Origin of the sequence: Legionella sp. D16C41 (assembly GCF_048541585.1) — a bacterium.
In the GTDB taxonomy this organism is placed as follows: Bacteria; Pseudomonadota; Gammaproteobacteria; order Legionellales; family Legionellaceae; genus Legionella_C.
In genome coordinates, this window is the sequence record NZ_CP183303.1 from 1,102,701 (window position 1) to 1,118,310 (window position 15,610).

Sequence of the window (15,610 nt, forward strand, 5' to 3'; positions counted from 1 at the left end):
CAAAAACTGTATATGATAAATTTGGAAAGCCACCCTTTAGAAAATAAAAGTCCAATTTAATAATGTTATTAGTTAGTAGTATTAAAAATGACTATTGGCATTGCTCTATCTAGTTTGGTATATGCGAAAAGCAATGTTTGCAACCATTAATAAATTAATAACTAAGTATATCGTTATTTTAAAGATTTGATTGGCTGTAGAAGAGCCGACAATTGATAATGTATCTAATAGAATTAAAGCTAGGCCATACTTATAGCCAACCGTAAAAGAAAATGCAAAAAATTTACTTACGAAATTCCTACCTTTTGCAGCACCATTTGCTATAAATAAAATTAAAAGACCAACGCCTGTAATGAGTAAATATCCCCATATATTAACTAAATCTAAAAGGGTCGCTTGTCTTCCAATCATAGCTAGACACTGTTGCGTTAGTCCTAACGCGTCATACATAAATATGAGATAAAAATAGATAAAGAGTTGGCTTTCCGATAAAGTTCCGGTAAGTATTTTTTCTTTTATAGCTGCTGTACTAAAGAAATTTCTTATTCTTAATATCATTGGATTTATCTTTTGTTATTGTCCCTAAGTAACTTTTCTTAGCAATAAGTAGAGGATAAAGGCCTTCTGGCTGAAACCTGGGTTTCACTTTGTTTCACCCAGGCTACATTTCTAATATTTCTCGTTAAACTTAGCTAGCGTAGCATAATGAAGCTAAGTATATAAATAAACTTTAATTGCTATATTAAGTTAGCTTAACCTGGGTGTAGGCCTTGTGGCCGAAACCCGGGTTTCACTTCATTTCACTCAGGCTACACTGAATAATTTTTTTGCGGAAAATGTTCTTCAATTTGATTTTGTATTTCTAGAAGAAGATTTGCCGATATAAGATCAAACTTTTTTAATAATTCGAAATCAAATGCAGGATCTGTTTTAGCTTTAATTAAATTTTCTAAGGTATTACGGTATTGATTTATTTTTCTTGCAATAAACTCAGTAGCCATTTTAGCTATTTTGATTGTATTTTCATCATTATTTTTATCTTCAAAAATACTCTCCATCAGACACTTAAGTTGCGCTGGTATATGTATAAGAAAATTTTCAGGCGTTCTTTTTCCACAAGTTGATGTTGAGCGTCTTAAATAGTTGATAATTTCTATTTGTGGTGGCAAGGCGGTAATACGATTTGCTTTAAGTAAAGCACTCATATAAACAAAATCTTCAAAAGGATATTTTTCAGGTTTAGGAAGAGAAATAGTTGGAGCATAACATTTAATCCAACCCAAAGAAGAAAATTGCATGACATCAAAATTTAAAGCCGATACTATCTTGGATTCAGTTTCTTGAACAGCCTGAAGCATTTGTTCTGTTTTCGCCTTATCAGCTAAGAGTCCTGCTGCATTAGACTTTTGTGTTTCATCTTCAAAGCTAACAGAAAAATTAAAAAGACAAATATCTGCCTTTGTTGAGCGCATTTGTTGCATAACAGTGGAGATGGCATCAGAACGCTTAAAACAATCATCTGAGTCTAGCCAAAAAATGTATGCTTGCGGATTTAATGTTCTCGAATAATTAAACAAAAATTGTCGAGCAGCGGAAATACCTTGATTTTTTGCTGTTTGCTCAATATATATTTTTATCTTCCAGTCTTCATGTTGTTTAAGAAAAGTATTAACCTGCTCAATAGATTCATCGGTGGACCCGTCGTCAAAAATGATGAGTGTAATATTAGGATAAGTTTGTGCATCAATAGAAGAAAGTGCTTTTGTAATAAAAGGCGCTGCATTAAAGACGGGCATTAGAATATGAACACTTGGCAAATTATTCGAAAAAAACTTAAAAGAAGGCAATTGGTATCTCTCTTTAACTGAAAACTTAAACATAACAATTATTCCATATTAAGCTCGTAGTAGGGTAGTCTAAATAACTATCATTAGGCTTTAAGACATGCCACAGCTGGTGGCTTAAAGAAAGAAGCTGAATTGATTGATTTCTATTTTATCCGATGCTTAAAGCTAGCAGTAGCAAAGCATTCCTGTTAACTTTAAGATTATAATTGATTACTAATCATTTTGTAGGATTAAATTTTGGTAAGGCAAGGTATAAAAAGGATCTTTATTTTAGTTTTACTGTTAAATGGGCTAAAAAGTTATGCCATAAACTGGGTCCTTAATAATCCTTATCCCCATGACCAATTAAATAAAAAAATTTATTATTCTTCATTTGAAGAGCAACCTAAAACGCTTGATCCAGCTCGTGCCTATTCGAGTAATGAATATCAATTTATTGCCCAAATTTATGAGCCTATTTTGCAGTATGACTATTTTCTTAGACCTTATCAATTGATACCTTTAATCGCTACTGCCATGCCTTCTATTCAGTACTTAAATACTCAATTGAAAATGGTTATGCCAGATGCCAACGATATTGCTTATAGTGTTTATACTATTCATATTAAACCTGGCATTTTATATCAACCTCATCCCGCTTTAGCAAAAGATAAAGATTTGCATTACCTGTACTTAAATTTAACTCCTGATTATTTGGAAGAGCATGATATTTCAGAATTATCTGACTTTCCTCATACAGGTACGCGTGAATTAATAGCTGATGATTATATTTATCAAATTAAGCGATTAGCGAATCCGGCTACAAGTTCCCCAATTTATGGATTAATGAGTGAGAAAATAGTTGGTTTTCGTGAGTTTGCTGCAAAGTTACCGGTTAATCAGGATTTTATTGATCTGAGGAAATATAACTTAAGCGGAGTACAGAAAATAGATAATTATACTTATGAAATTACGCTTAAAGGGCAGTACCCTCAATTTATTTTCTGGCTTGCAATGCCATTTTTTTCACCTATTCCTTGGGAGGCTGATCAGTTTTATAGTCAAGCTGGTATGAAGGATAAAAATTTAACGCTGGATTGGTATCCTATTGGAACAGGTCCATTTATGCTGAGCGAGAATAATCCTAATAGACAAATGACTCTGGATAGAAATCCTAATTTTCATGAAGAATATTTTCCAACTAACGCAAGTAAAGACGATTTAAACTTAGGATATGCGCACAGTTTAGGGCAACGATTGCCGCTTATTGACCAAGCTATTTATACACTTGAAAAAGAGGCTATCCCGCGGTGGAATAAATTTCTACAAGGTTATTATGATTTATCTGGAATTAGTGCGGACAGTTATGCGCAAGCTATTCAAATTAATACGTTAGGAAAACCCGTTTTAAGCCCTGAAATGAAGGCTAAAAAAATTCATTTAACAACGACCGTTGATCAAAGTATTTATTATATTGGTTTTAATATGTTAGATCCAATCGTCGGCGGTAATAGTGAACGAGCGCGAAAGCTTAGACTTGCAATTTCCATTGCCATTAATTATGAAGAAAGCATTACCATTTTTTTAAATGGTCGTGGCCTTGCGGCGCAAGGACCAATTCCACCTGGTATTTTTGGTTATAAAGAAGGCAAAGCAGGACTTAATCCTTATGTATATTTTTGGAATGGGAAAAAAGGAGAAAGACATGGTATTGAAGTTGCAAAAGAACTCATGCGCCAAGCAGGTTACCCTAATGGTTATGATCCAAAGACCCAAAGAGCATTGATCTTACATTACGATGTATCTATAACAACTGGGCCAGATGAAAAGTCACAATTAGAATGGATGCGTAAACAATTAGATAAAATTGGTATTGATTTAAATGTTCAGGCAACACAATACAATCGCTTCCAAGAAAAAATGAGCAGTGGTAATACCCAACTTTTTAGTTGGGGTTGGCTTGCTGACTATCCTGATCCAGAAAATTTTTTGGTTATGCTCTATGGACCTAACGGCAAAGTTTTACACGGTGGTGAGAATGCATCCAATTATAATAATCAAGAATATAACCAATTATTTGATTTAATGAAAAATCTGCCTAATGGTGCTAAACGCCAGGCAATTATCGACCGTATGGTCGAAATAGTAAGGCATGATGCACCTTGGGTATGGGGGGTTAATACTGAAACCTTCGACCTCACGCAACAGTGGTTGTCATTAACAAAGCCTAATATGATTAGTTTAAATTCATTAAAATATTTAACCGTTGATAGTTCATTACGTAATCAGTTAAGGCTCTTATGGAATAAACCAATTTTATGGCCTTTTTTTATTATTTTATTTGGCTTATTTATTTTATTAATATTGCCCATTTTTATTGTCCATAGGCGAACAGAAAAACAACAGGCTAGGCGTATTAAACTATGATCTATTATTTTATTAGGCGTGTACTTTATGCAATTCCTATATTAATCGGTATTAATATAATAACTTTTGCCTTATTTTTTATGGTTAATTCTCCTGACGATATGGCACGCATGCAACTTGGCCAGAAACACATTAAACAGGCTGCTATAGTGCAGTGGAAGGTGCAACATGGTTATAATTTACCACTATTTTATAATGAAGCTAAGCAAGGCTTAGAGCAATTCACGCAGACCTTATTTTTTCAAAAATCATTAAAATTATTTATTTTTGATTTCGGCATGTCAGATGCAGGGCGTGATATTAGCTTTGATATTTCTCATCGTATGTGGCCAAGCTTAACTATTGCTATTCCTATTTTAATTGTAGGGATAGGCGTTAATATTTTTTTGGCTATGTGTATGGCTTTTTTTCGCTCTACTTATTTAGATTTAAGTGGTGTAGTGCTTTGTATTATCTTAATGTCTATCTCAAGTTTATTTTATATTATTGGAGGCCAATATATTTTTGGTAAAGTACTACGTTGGGTACCTATTTCAGGTTATGACAATGGTTTAAGTAGTATTAAATTTGTAATATTACCAATTTTGGTTGCGATAATAAGTGATATTGGTGCAGAGTCACGATGGTATCGAACCTTATTTTTAGAGGAAATGAATAAAGAATATGTAAAAACGGCACGTGCTAAAGGCTTATCTGAAACGAAAGTATTACTTAAACATGTTTTAAAGAATGCCATGTTACCCATCTTAACGGGTATTGTAGTTATTATCCCTTCTTTGTTTATGGGTAGTTTAATTTTAGAATCCTTTTTTGGTGTTCCTGGCTTAGGTAGTTATATTATTGATGCTATCGGTCAACAAGATTTTGCAATTGTAAGAGCGATGGTTTTCTTAGGCTCGGTATTATACATAGTAGGCTTAGTATTAACCGATCTCTCCTACCTTTGGGCTGATCCACGTGTAAGGTTAACTTAATGGATTTATTATGGACTGATCAATGGTATTTAATCTTAATTGGAATTAGTCTAATTACCATTGCATTTAATTTGCGCAAGAAGCCGTTTAGACAATCTTGTCTTTATCTAATTTATAATCCTATTGCTTTAAGCGCAGGTATTATTTTAATCTTTTTTTTGCTTATTAGCGTCTTAGACTCAATTCATTTTCGTACTTCTGAAAAGGAGGGCAAGAATGATTTAGTTTCTCTCTTAGATAAATTAATGGCGCCCGTGGGACAGATGTATGAAAAAACTTATTCAGCCCCGTTAGCTTTAAAGCTCTATAGTATTGAAACAGAAATTGTTAATGGCAAAGCTAAACAAATTTATCCAAAGTTACAATATCCACCTGCCGATATTAAAACACCTGCTCAAAAACACCAATTTATTATGTCGCTTTTTAAGAAATCGTTAATACAGAGTGTATTAGCGTTTACAATCTTCATAATATTAGCTGGATTTATCTGTTGGACTTTTAAGTTAATTAAAAAAAACACGCTGCCCGCTAGCTTTATTGCTGGCTTAATTACGCTGTTTCTGTGTTTATTTTTTCTATTCTTTAGTTATTGGTTATCACGCTACTTTCATCTTTTTGGTACAGGCAAAATTGGTCAAGACATCTTTTATTACACCGTTAAAAGTATTAGAACAGGATTAATAATCGGTACTCTAACTACTTTATTTATGCTACCTTTAGCTATTGTCTGTGGCATTGCAGCTGGTTATTTTGGTGGATTAATAGATGATATTATTCAGTATGTATATACCACCTTAAGCTCTATTCCAGGTGTTTTGCTGATTACCGCTTCCGTTTTATCTATGCAAACTTATATTGCTAATCACCCTGAGCAATTTTCAACCCTACAAGAAAGTGCTGATGCACGCTTGTTAGCATTCTGTTTAATTTTAGGGGTTACTAGCTGGACTAGTTTATGCCGAATTTTACGTGCTGAAGCATTAAAATTACGTGAAATTGATTTTGTTTTAGCAGCAAAGGCTTTAGGTAGTAGTTCTTGGAGGATTCTTTATAAGCATCTATTACCTAATGTGATGCCTATTGTGGTAATTAACGTAGTGCTTGATTTTAGTTTTTTAGTTTTAGCAGAAGCTGTTTTGTCCTATGTTGGTGTTGGGGTATCGCCAATGACTATTAGCTGGGGAAATATGATTAATAGTGCACGCCTTGAGTTAGCACGCGAACCTACAGTATGGTGGCCAATGATGGCAGCTTTTTTGTTTATGTTTATATTAGTGCTGGTCATTAATTTATTTGCAGATGCTATAAGGGAAGCCTTTGACCCCTATAGAGTCAGAAGAGAAAGATTTAATTAAATAAATCACTTAATTAGCTTAATTTCATGATAGTATAGGGCAACCGAATTTAAATCAGGTGCCTTATGCGTATAATTTTTTCATTATTTATGATTACCTTACTTTCTTTTGGTTTAGTGGTTAATGAAGCAGCTGCAAAGCGATTTGGAGGCGGGCGCGCTATAGGTTTTCCTCGTGCTACTTCTTATAGTAAAGCGGCCCCAAAACAATCCTCTTCAGTTAATCGCAATGTAGGTAGCCGCTGGAAAAGTGGTCTAGCAGGTTTTGTGCTTGGTGGCTTATTAGCTAGTCTCTTTTTTGGGCATGGTTTTGGTAGCGCTCTATTTTCATGGTTTATTATAGCTGGATTAATATTTATTATTGTTCGTCTATTTCGTGCACCATTTCGTAATAATCAGCAAAGAAGAGATTGGCATTAAACCCGTATAAAGACTTATGGGAAGCTTAATAAGCATGGACGCTACTATTATTACGGGTTTAATTAGCTGTTTTTCTGCTATTTTACTAGGGCTAGGAGAATTTCTATTAGTTCCTGGTATCGCTAATGATAATAGGTCTTTCCCGTCTTTTAGCTTAGCAAGCTCGCCAAAATACTTAAAGAGAGGTTATTTTATTTTTGTACTAACAGCCCCTTTCTATGTATTAGGATTCTGGCATCTATATAAGATGCTAGAGCCTGGAGCTGGGATATTGCCATTAACGATAGTTTTTTTAGCAGGATATAGTTTTATTATTCAGCTAGCCTGGGTTAGTTTAAGAACTATAATTAGTTTAATAGTAAAAACGCAACTAGGACCTAAGCACCTAACTTCATTAATGCAAGGCTATCAATTTTATGATAAAACCTTGTTAGGAATTATGCGCTTTATTTTACAAGTTTATTCTGTTTTTTTTATTTATCTAGTTTGGCAAGGCGCTACTAATTATCCAATTTGGATGATAATTTTTAATCCTATAGTGCTTTTAACTTTAATTTTTATCGTTTATATGATTTTGCCTTCCATTGGTAAATACCTTATGCCCATCTCGGTGCATATTGCTAACGCTATTTTTTTTGCTCTATCAACATATTTAGCATTTCGTTTAAAATTTAAATAAATTCGGATTGCTAATGTAACCTATAGTTAATTATATTTTTTAGCACATTACCTTAAAAGTTGGTTTAAAATGGATAAGTGACTTCTTAAAGAAAAAGTAGAAGTTAATTTAATAAAGATTAGCAAGAAAGAAGTAATTCAGGTCTATATTCAAAGTGCATGCTGTCATAGTGATACCATTTACCGCCCCAAATGAAGCCATATTTTTCAAAAATTGGAACAATTTCCCATGGAACACTATTGTAATAGGGTAGGGGGGCAGCCTCTATAATAGGTTTGTTAGCCTTTTTAAGGTCCCACTGCCAATAATCAGATTTATCGGCGTTAATATCTATAGTCATTCCAAAACTATGGTTACTAAGTCGATGCGTATTAGCAATCAAACGCCAGGTAAATGTTCCACTTGGATTATCTAGGAAGGGGATGTAATTAGGGTGTTTTTGTACGAGTACCTCTAATTCTTTAGAAATATTTTTTAATTTTTGATCTACTTGATTAACCGTGGTAACACGTAAAGGATAGCTATGACCAAATACTTTAGGCATCCAATATATAGTGATTAAATGCTTTTTCACCTCATCTTCAGTATTGCCATACATTTTACGAAAAAAGGGCTCATAACGTATGCGGCCTGGATCATCTTTAGGACGGTAATTTTTAGGATTAGCTGGTATGCCAGGTTTATAACAAATATTGACAATTTGATTGCTTAGTGAAGGGTGATCTAATTTTTCTTGTTCGGTTTTATTAAATTTTTTTTCTTGATGAGCCATGCGTGTACCGTCTGTCCAAACGATATAATTTTCGGAAACGGCATGTATTTGGTCTGGATAAGCTTTTTTAAGGCGAGCTAAGTCCGTTAATTCAGCATTCACATTACTATTAATAGCACATAGTAGGAAGATACATAAATAAAGTGGTAGTAATCTAAATAATTGCAACAAAACTTACCCGTTATTAAAAAAATAAAACAAAGTGGATCAAAATTATAAATTTATTTTATATAAAGCACAATTAAATTTTAGATATTTTATTTAAGTACCAATTGGGTTTTAATTAACAAATAGATATAAATATACTAATTTACTTCTCTAAGTAGTAGAACAGGAGAATAAATAAGGGCAACAGTTTAGAAGGAAATTTTAAGTTATTTGCGGTAACTCAGTAAAACTATTATCACCATTGTTTTTGAAAACAAAACTTTGCCAATTATTAGTTTGTTGCTTCTTTTTATTAGACTTGCAATAAGTTGTTAAAAACAAATCTACTGCACCGGTTTTTTGCAAATCGGTAATAGCCATAAAAATAGGTATATGGTTGTCAGCAAGATTAATATTAAGTTTTTTGATATTAAATATTCCCTGCAGATTTTCATAAAGATAAATTCCATCCCTTCGTGCTACAAATAAATCGGGTAAACCGTTTCCATTGACATCTACAGCTATCGCACAATATGAATTATTATGAAAATTTCCGAGCCCTACTTGTTCGGAAACATCAATTAGTTGTTCATCTTTAAGCAGAAATAGTTTATCAGCTTGATTATTGCCGCCAATAAATAAGTATCGTTCTCCCTTAGCATGCAAATCTAAAATAGCAGTGTTTTGGTAAGGAAAATGGGGAGCGAAATTGGCAGAATAATTACCATCAATATCTTTTTTTCTTAAGCGGATATGACGCTTAGTTATAGAAGTAAATTTTTTAATTAATAACGCTCCAAGAATAATAATAAGCGAAGCTATAATAATTTTTATAATCATACTAAGCTCTTAAAATATAACTTTGAATTCTTTGATTATAATAAATTTATAAGAGAGGTGCTTAAAAATATAAAAAAGGAATTTATTGATTAGTAAATTTGCAGGTTCTTACTTAATTAAAAATTTTAAATTTATAAAGGGTACCCATAACCGAAAGTATTAATTACAATAATCCTCTATAGCATCATCCCCTAAATTTTAGACAAGACAAAAGTGCGTGAGGCGAGATAGTGTACCTCAGCAGTACATACTTAAGCTAAATGAGTTGGTAACGTTATATAAAGCTTGATGGGTGATGCTATACAAATTCAATCGTAATAATCAATGGTTAGTGTATTTAGATTAAGTCTTTATATCTTAAATACTAGAATTGTTTATCTGCGTTGACGTTGCTTTATTTATATATTTAGTATAGCTAGGACTACTTCATGCGATCGCAATTTGTTCATCTACGTCTACATACAGAATTCTCCTTAGTTGATGGATTAGTAGGTATTAAGCCACTAATGAAGACCGTGATTAAGCGTGGTATGAATACTATTGCTGTGACTGATTTTTGTAATTTATTTGCGGCAGTAAAAGTATTTAAAGCCGCGGTTGATACTGGCGTAAAACCTATTATTGGTAGTGATCTACCTTGTTATTTTCAAGATCAACCACCAAATGTTAGTTCATCCCTACTAGTTTTATGTCAAGATAATATAGGTTATCGCAATTTAACGTGTTTAATTTCGAAAGCCTATTTAGAAGGCCAATATCAAGGGCAACCTCGTGTTCAATATGAATGGTTGGCTGATTTTTCCGAAGGTTTAATTGTTTTATCAGGTGGTTGCAAAGGTGTTATTGGTAAGGCTCTATTAGCTGATGATTTAACACAAGCTTATGAATTAGCCCGCTATTTTTCGCAATTATTTCCTAATCGATTCTATCTTGAAATCCAGCGCACCGGTAAACCCGAAGAGGCTCTGTATAATGAACAAGTAATCAAAATTGCTGAGGAATTAAATTTACCTATAGTTGCTACAAATGCAGTGCTTTTTCTTGAAAAAGATGATTTTGATGCTCATGAAGCACGTGTATGTATTCATCAAGGATGTACCTTAGCTGATCCAAGGCGAATACCTGAATATAGCCCGCAACAATATCTTCGTTCAGCTGAGGAAATGATCGCGTTATTTAATGATTTACCGCAGGCTATTGAAAATACTGTACAAATTAGTCAACGCTGTACAGTAAAATTGGATCTAGGAAATAATTTTCTACCTACTTTTCCTATTCCGGAAAAGTTTACTGTTGAAAGTTATTTGTCGCAATTAGCCAAAAAAGGTTTAGAAGAGCGGCTAGCAATCATTTTTCGTAATCAACCACTTGCAGAAGTAGAAATAAAACGCGTCCCTTATGATAAGCGTCTGCAATTAGAGCTTGATGTTATTAATAATATGGGCTTTCCAGGGTATTTTTTGATTGTTGCTGATTTTATTCAATGGGCTAAAAACAACGGCGTACCTGTTGGGCCAGGACGGGGCTCCGGTGCAGGTTCATTAGTTGCTTATGCGCTTAATATAACGGATCTTGACCCATTAATTTATGAATTACTTTTTGAGCGATTTTTAAATCCTGAACGTGTTTCAATGCCTGATTTTGATATTGATTTTTGCATGGAAGGACGTGACCGCGTTATTGATTATGTTGCTGAAAAGTATGGCAGACACAGTGTATCTCAAATTATAACGTTTGGTACCATGACAGCTAAGGCTGTTGTGCGTGATGTGGGACGTGTTTTAGGACATCCGTATGGCTTTGTAGATAAAATTGCTAAATTAATTCCTTTTGAGATTGGGATTACGCTTGAAAAAGCATTGCAAGATGAAGAAGAACTACGTTTACGTTATCAAGAAGAGGAAGAAGTTAAGGAACTTATTGATCTAGCATTAAAATTAGAGGGTGTCACGCGTAATGCAGGTAAACATGCAGGCGGTGTAGTAATTGCGCCGTCAAAACTTACAGACTTTACTGCTATTTATTGTGAAGAAGGTTCACAACAAATTGTTAGCCAGTTTGATAAAGATGACGTTGAAGCAGTAGGTTTAGTAAAATTTGATTTTCTAGGGTTGCGAACGCTCACAATTATTGATTGGGCGCTTAAAATTATCAATCAACAAAAGCGTGATGAGCAAAAGGAAGAAATAGATATTGCTCTAATTCCTACCGACGATGTTGCAACCTTTAATCTCCTTAAAGCTTGTCAAACTACCGCAGTATTCCAGTTAGAATCAAGAGGAATGAAAGAACTTATTAATCGCCTCCAGCCTGACTGTTTTGAAGATATTATCGCGTTAGTAGCGCTATTTCGCCCAGGCCCCTTACAATCTGGTATGGTTGATGATTTTATCGACCGCAAACATGGAAGGGCCAAAGTAGAATACCCACATCCTGATCTTGAATCAATTTTAAAACCTACTTATGGCGTAATTTTATATCAAGAGCAGGTCATGCAAATCGCCCAAGTTTTAGCAAATTATACTTTAGGCGCTGCAGATTTGCTTAGAAGAGCTATGGGTAAGAAAAAGCCAGAAGAAATGGCCAAGCAGCGAACTATTTTTACAGAGGGTGCTGTTGCTAGAGGAGTTGCAGAGGAAACAGCAACTTATATTTTTGATTTAATGGAAAAATTCGCCGGTTACGGCTTTAACAAATCTCATTCAGCAGCTTATGCACTAGTCGCTTACCAAACAGCTTGGTTAAAAGCGCATTATCCCGCTGCTTTTATGGCGGCAGTCTTATCTTCAGATATGGATAATACTGATAAAGTGGTTAATTTTATTAATGAAAGTAAGCAGATGAATTTAAAAGTTTTACCACCTTCAGTTAACTTATCGACTCTTACTTTTACAGTAAGCAAAGAACAGACTATTTTATATGGTTTAGGGGCAATTAAGGGAGTTGGTGAGTCTGCTATTAATTGTATTGTCAATGAACGCGAGCAACAGGGACCGTACGAAAATTTATTTGATTTTTGCCGCAGGCTTGATTTACGCAAGGTTAATCGACGTGTTCTAGAAGCATTAATTAAAAGTGGGGCAATGGATGATTGGAAAGTAGAGCGATCAGTGCTTTTCGAATCATTAGAAAAAGCCTTAAAACTGGCTGATAAAGTACAACAAAATCAAACAACAGGGCAGGGGGATTTATTTTCATTATTTAATGAAGAATCAGTGAGCGAAGAGGATTATTGTACATGTAAACCTTGGCCTGCTATACAAAGGCTCGAGGGCGAAAAAGAAACATTAGGGTTTTATTTAACAGGCCATCCTGCCACACATTATATGGAAGAATTTAAAGCCTACACTACACCGGTTGTTCGGTTAAACACATCTTTAGTTAAAAAAGCCTGTTTATGTGGCTTAATTGTTGGTTTAAAAAGAATTATAACCAAGCGGGGTAAAAAATTAATTATTGCTACATTAGAAGATGCAACCGGTAAAATGGATGTAGTTATTTTCTCAGAAATTTATGAAGCCTTAGAAATCCCACTACATTTAGGCCAGATGCTTATTGCAGAAGGAGAAATTGCCCATGATGAATTTAGTGGCAATGCGAGAATGGCAGCAAGCCAACTCCTTACAATTACTGAAGCCCGTACTCGTTTTGCAAAATCATTAATGCTTTCCTTAGCAGATAACGATGACATAAAAGTTAGCAAAATAAAGACTATTTTATCTGCCAATCAGGGCAAATGTGCAGTACAGATAAAATATAGTAATGAAAAAGCACAAGGCTTACTTAGTTTGCCACAACAATGGTGGGTAATGCCAAGTGACGAATTAATTAACGCATTAAAAGATATTTTAGGGGCGCAAAACATTGTTTTGCATTATTGATGGGTTGTGACGGAGTAAGTCGTAGTTTAAATACAATTTTTATTTGATAATTCTTTTTTTGTTTGTTGTCATCGGCTAGGATGGTAGTTAAATTAAATCTTGCAAAATTAATTTAATGAAAGATTTTTTCTTTACTAGTGATGGGCTGCTAGATATATAAGGATGTTTAAATTGTGAAAGAAAATAATTATTACAAAAATCTATTATTTATAATATTAGTATTGTTAATGCAAAATGCGCAGGCAGTACAGCGTTCGCAATTATTTCATCGCAGTTTCTGGCAGCCGTATTATCATGGGCAACGTCTAGATTATTGCATGGTAAATGGAGGAAATTGTGGCCTACCGGTTGCAAATCGTTATTGTCAAATGATGGGGTATGCGCGTGCTGATCAGCAAATTATTGCCCATAATGTTGGTTTAACTAATTACATTTCTTGCCCTAAACAATGTAAAGGATGGCAATGTAATGGGTTTAAAACAATACGCTGCGTAGGTTATATGTTACATCAACCACCTAAGGCCTATCATTATCGCTATCGTCGTTTTGTTTATCCCCATTATAATAGGTATCGAGTTGCTTGGTGTTACAATGGTCAATCAGGTTGTGGACGTCGAGCTGCTTATTCCTTTTGTCGCCGTATGGGTTATTTACGAGTCAGTAGCTATTCTATTCAAAAGCATGTTGCTGCTACAAAAGCAATAGGAAATCAGAAGCTTTGCTTTGGTAAGGAATGCTGTCATGCATTCGAACAAATTACCTGTTTTCGGTAAGGACCTGGTTTAAGACAGTATTACTACGTTTGTGTCATTTATTTGACAGGTACTGTTCATTAACTAATACTCAAGAGTAATATCACTGCATTTGCTCAAGGATAAGTCTATGCGTATCAATGAGGAAATTTTGATCATTGATGAAAATAAAGAGCGTCGCGATAAACTTATTACAATTATGGATTTCTTAGGAAAACCTAATTCATGGACAGATAGCAGTAATTCTTTTGAGTTTTGCACTAAAAATACAAAAATCTTACTAGTTGGTGCCCCCATTTCGTCAACAGGCACAGTTAACATTTTGCAAGAATTAAAAAATTTTATGCCAAAATTACCTATTATTCTTGTTGATCCTGTATCTAGCGTACCAACTGAATTTTCTAATGTTATTGCACTACTTGATTTCCCTTTTACCTATGCTCAAATTATAGAAGCACTGCATAAGTGTCAAATTGCCTTAGAAAACAATAACTACTTAATAGCTTATGAAGTTCGTACGCCACTCTTTCGTAGTTTAGTCGGCAGTAGCGAGGCCATTCGGCAAGTACGAAAATTAATCGGTCAGGTCGCTAATACTGAAGCTAGTGTTTTAGTTTTAGGAGAATCTGGTACTGGTAAAGAAGTTATTGCCAGAAATATTCATGCTTTATCATCAAGAGCTACTAAGCCTTTTATCCCAATTAATTGTGGGGCAATTCCCGCTGAGTTATTAGAAAGTGAGTTATTTGGTCATGAAAAAGGCGCCTTTACCGGGGCAATCACCTCTAGACAAGGTCGTTTCGAACTAGCTCATGGTGGTACTTTATTTCTTGATGAAATTGGTGATATGCCGTTAGCTATGCAAGTTAAATTATTGCGGGTATTACAAGAAAGATGTTTTGAACGGGTGGGAAGTAATAAAAGTATTGCAGTTGATGTACGTATTATAGCTGCAACGCATCGTAATCTTGAGCAAGCGATTAAAGAAGGTAAATTTCGCGAAGATCTTTTTTACCGTTTAAATGTTTTTCCTATTGAAGTACCGCCATTACGTGCTCGTAAAGAGGATTTACACTTACTTTTTAATGATTTAGTGGCAAAAATTGAGGGTGAACATCGTTCAGGAGTTAGATTATTACCAGCCGCACTAAATGCCTTAGCTCAATATAATTGGCCCGGTAATGTTCGTGAGTTAGCTAATTTAGTCGAGCGGTTAGCCATTTTATATCCTAATGGAATTGTTGATGTAGATGATCTACCACGACGTTTTAAAGTGGGTGACTTAAGCTTAATTGATACAGGAGTACTGAGTAGTGAGCGAGAAACATTACTTCACAAAACTACTCAAGAATTATCTATGGATAGAATTAATTTAAAAGAGCATTTAGTTAAAACTGAAGTAGCGTTAATTAGTCAAGCTTTAGAAGAATCAGATTGGGTTGTAGCGCATGCTGCTAATTATTTGCACATGCGTCGTACAACTTTAGTAGAGAAAATGCGTAAATATGGTTTAACTCGCCCAGAAAAAGCTTAATTGC

At 34.3% G+C, this 15,610-nt stretch carries 12 protein-coding genes; 8 read left to right on the forward strand and 4 right to left on the reverse strand.

The genetic code is table 11. The features are described from left to right. Nucleotides 1-105: 105 nt before the first annotated feature. Nucleotides 106-558: a hypothetical protein gene (locus ACNVED_RS04845; protein WP_419420629.1), complete on the reverse strand. Its 453-nt coding sequence runs from the start codon at nucleotides 556-558 to the stop codon at nucleotides 106-108. 251 nt (nucleotides 559-809) lie between these two features. Beyond that, nucleotides 810-1,880: a glycosyltransferase family 2 protein gene (locus ACNVED_RS04850; RefSeq protein ID WP_419420630.1), complete on the reverse strand. Its 1,071-nt coding sequence runs from the start codon at nucleotides 1,878-1,880 to the stop codon at nucleotides 810-812. A 204-nt stretch (nucleotides 1,881-2,084) separates the two neighbouring features. On the opposite strand from ACNVED_RS04850, the gene ACNVED_RS04855 reads away from it, so the two are divergent. The 5 genes from ACNVED_RS04855 to ACNVED_RS04875 all read left to right on the forward strand — a co-directional run bounded on the left by ACNVED_RS04855 (nucleotide 2,085) and on the right by ACNVED_RS04875 (nucleotide 7,680). After that, nucleotides 2,085-4,253, forward strand: coding sequence for an ABC transporter substrate-binding protein (locus ACNVED_RS04855; protein ID WP_419420631.1), 2,169 nt, complete (start codon nucleotides 2,085-2,087; stop codon nucleotides 4,251-4,253). Further along, nucleotides 4,250-5,227 (forward strand): ABC transporter permease, encoded by a 978-nt coding sequence (locus ACNVED_RS04860; RefSeq protein WP_419420632.1) that lies wholly within the window; start codon nucleotides 4,250-4,252, stop codon nucleotides 5,225-5,227. The genes ACNVED_RS04855 and ACNVED_RS04860 overlap by 4 nt, the downstream gene beginning before the upstream one ends. After that, complete coding sequence (locus tag ACNVED_RS04865) at nucleotides 5,227-6,582, forward strand: ABC transporter permease (RefSeq protein ID WP_419420633.1); 1,356 nt, start codon at nucleotides 5,227-5,229, stop codon at nucleotides 6,580-6,582. The genes ACNVED_RS04860 and ACNVED_RS04865 overlap by 1 nt, the downstream gene beginning before the upstream one ends. A 65-nt stretch (nucleotides 6,583-6,647) precedes the next feature. Then, entirely contained in the window at nucleotides 6,648-7,001 is a 354-nt protein-coding gene (locus ACNVED_RS04870; protein WP_419420634.1) for a hypothetical protein, read from the forward strand. Between the two features lie 34 nt (nucleotides 7,002-7,035). Further along, a complete protein-coding gene (locus tag ACNVED_RS04875; protein ID WP_419420635.1) occupies nucleotides 7,036-7,680 on the forward strand; it encodes a DUF6796 family protein in 645 nt (214 codons plus the stop codon). A gap of 118 nt (nucleotides 7,681-7,798) precedes the next feature. On the opposite strand, the gene ACNVED_RS04880 is transcribed toward ACNVED_RS04875, so the two are convergent. Together ACNVED_RS04880 and ACNVED_RS04885 are read right to left on the reverse strand one after the other, a co-directional pair. Then, the gene (locus ACNVED_RS04880; protein WP_419420636.1) at nucleotides 7,799-8,554 is read right to left on the reverse strand and encodes a M15 family metallopeptidase; all 756 of its coding nucleotides are present in this window, start codon (nucleotides 8,552-8,554) and stop codon (nucleotides 7,799-7,801) included. A gap of 267 nt (nucleotides 8,555-8,821) precedes the next feature. Further along, nucleotides 8,822-9,439, reverse strand: coding sequence for an FG-GAP repeat domain-containing protein (locus tag ACNVED_RS04885; protein ID WP_419420637.1), 618 nt, complete (start codon nucleotides 9,437-9,439; stop codon nucleotides 8,822-8,824). 428 nt (nucleotides 9,440-9,867) lie between these two features. Here ACNVED_RS04885 and dnaE point away from each other — a divergent pair, with 428 nt between their 5' ends. The 3 genes from dnaE to ACNVED_RS04900 all read left to right on the forward strand — a co-directional run bounded on the left by dnaE (nucleotide 9,868) and on the right by ACNVED_RS04900 (nucleotide 15,606). Then, a complete protein-coding gene (gene dnaE / locus ACNVED_RS04890) occupies nucleotides 9,868-13,320 on the forward strand; it encodes a DNA polymerase III subunit alpha (protein ID WP_419420638.1) in 3,453 nt (1,150 codons plus the stop codon). Between the two features lie 173 nt (nucleotides 13,321-13,493). After that, on the forward strand, nucleotides 13,494-14,093 hold the full coding sequence (locus tag ACNVED_RS04895) for a hypothetical protein (RefSeq protein WP_419420639.1): 600 nt from the start codon (nucleotides 13,494-13,496) through the stop codon (nucleotides 14,091-14,093). A 109-nt stretch (nucleotides 14,094-14,202) separates the two neighbouring features. Beyond that, on the forward strand, nucleotides 14,203-15,606 hold the full coding sequence (locus tag ACNVED_RS04900; RefSeq protein ID WP_419420640.1) for a sigma-54 dependent transcriptional regulator: 1,404 nt from the start codon (nucleotides 14,203-14,205) through the stop codon (nucleotides 15,604-15,606). Nucleotides 15,607-15,610: the final 4 nt, after the last annotated feature.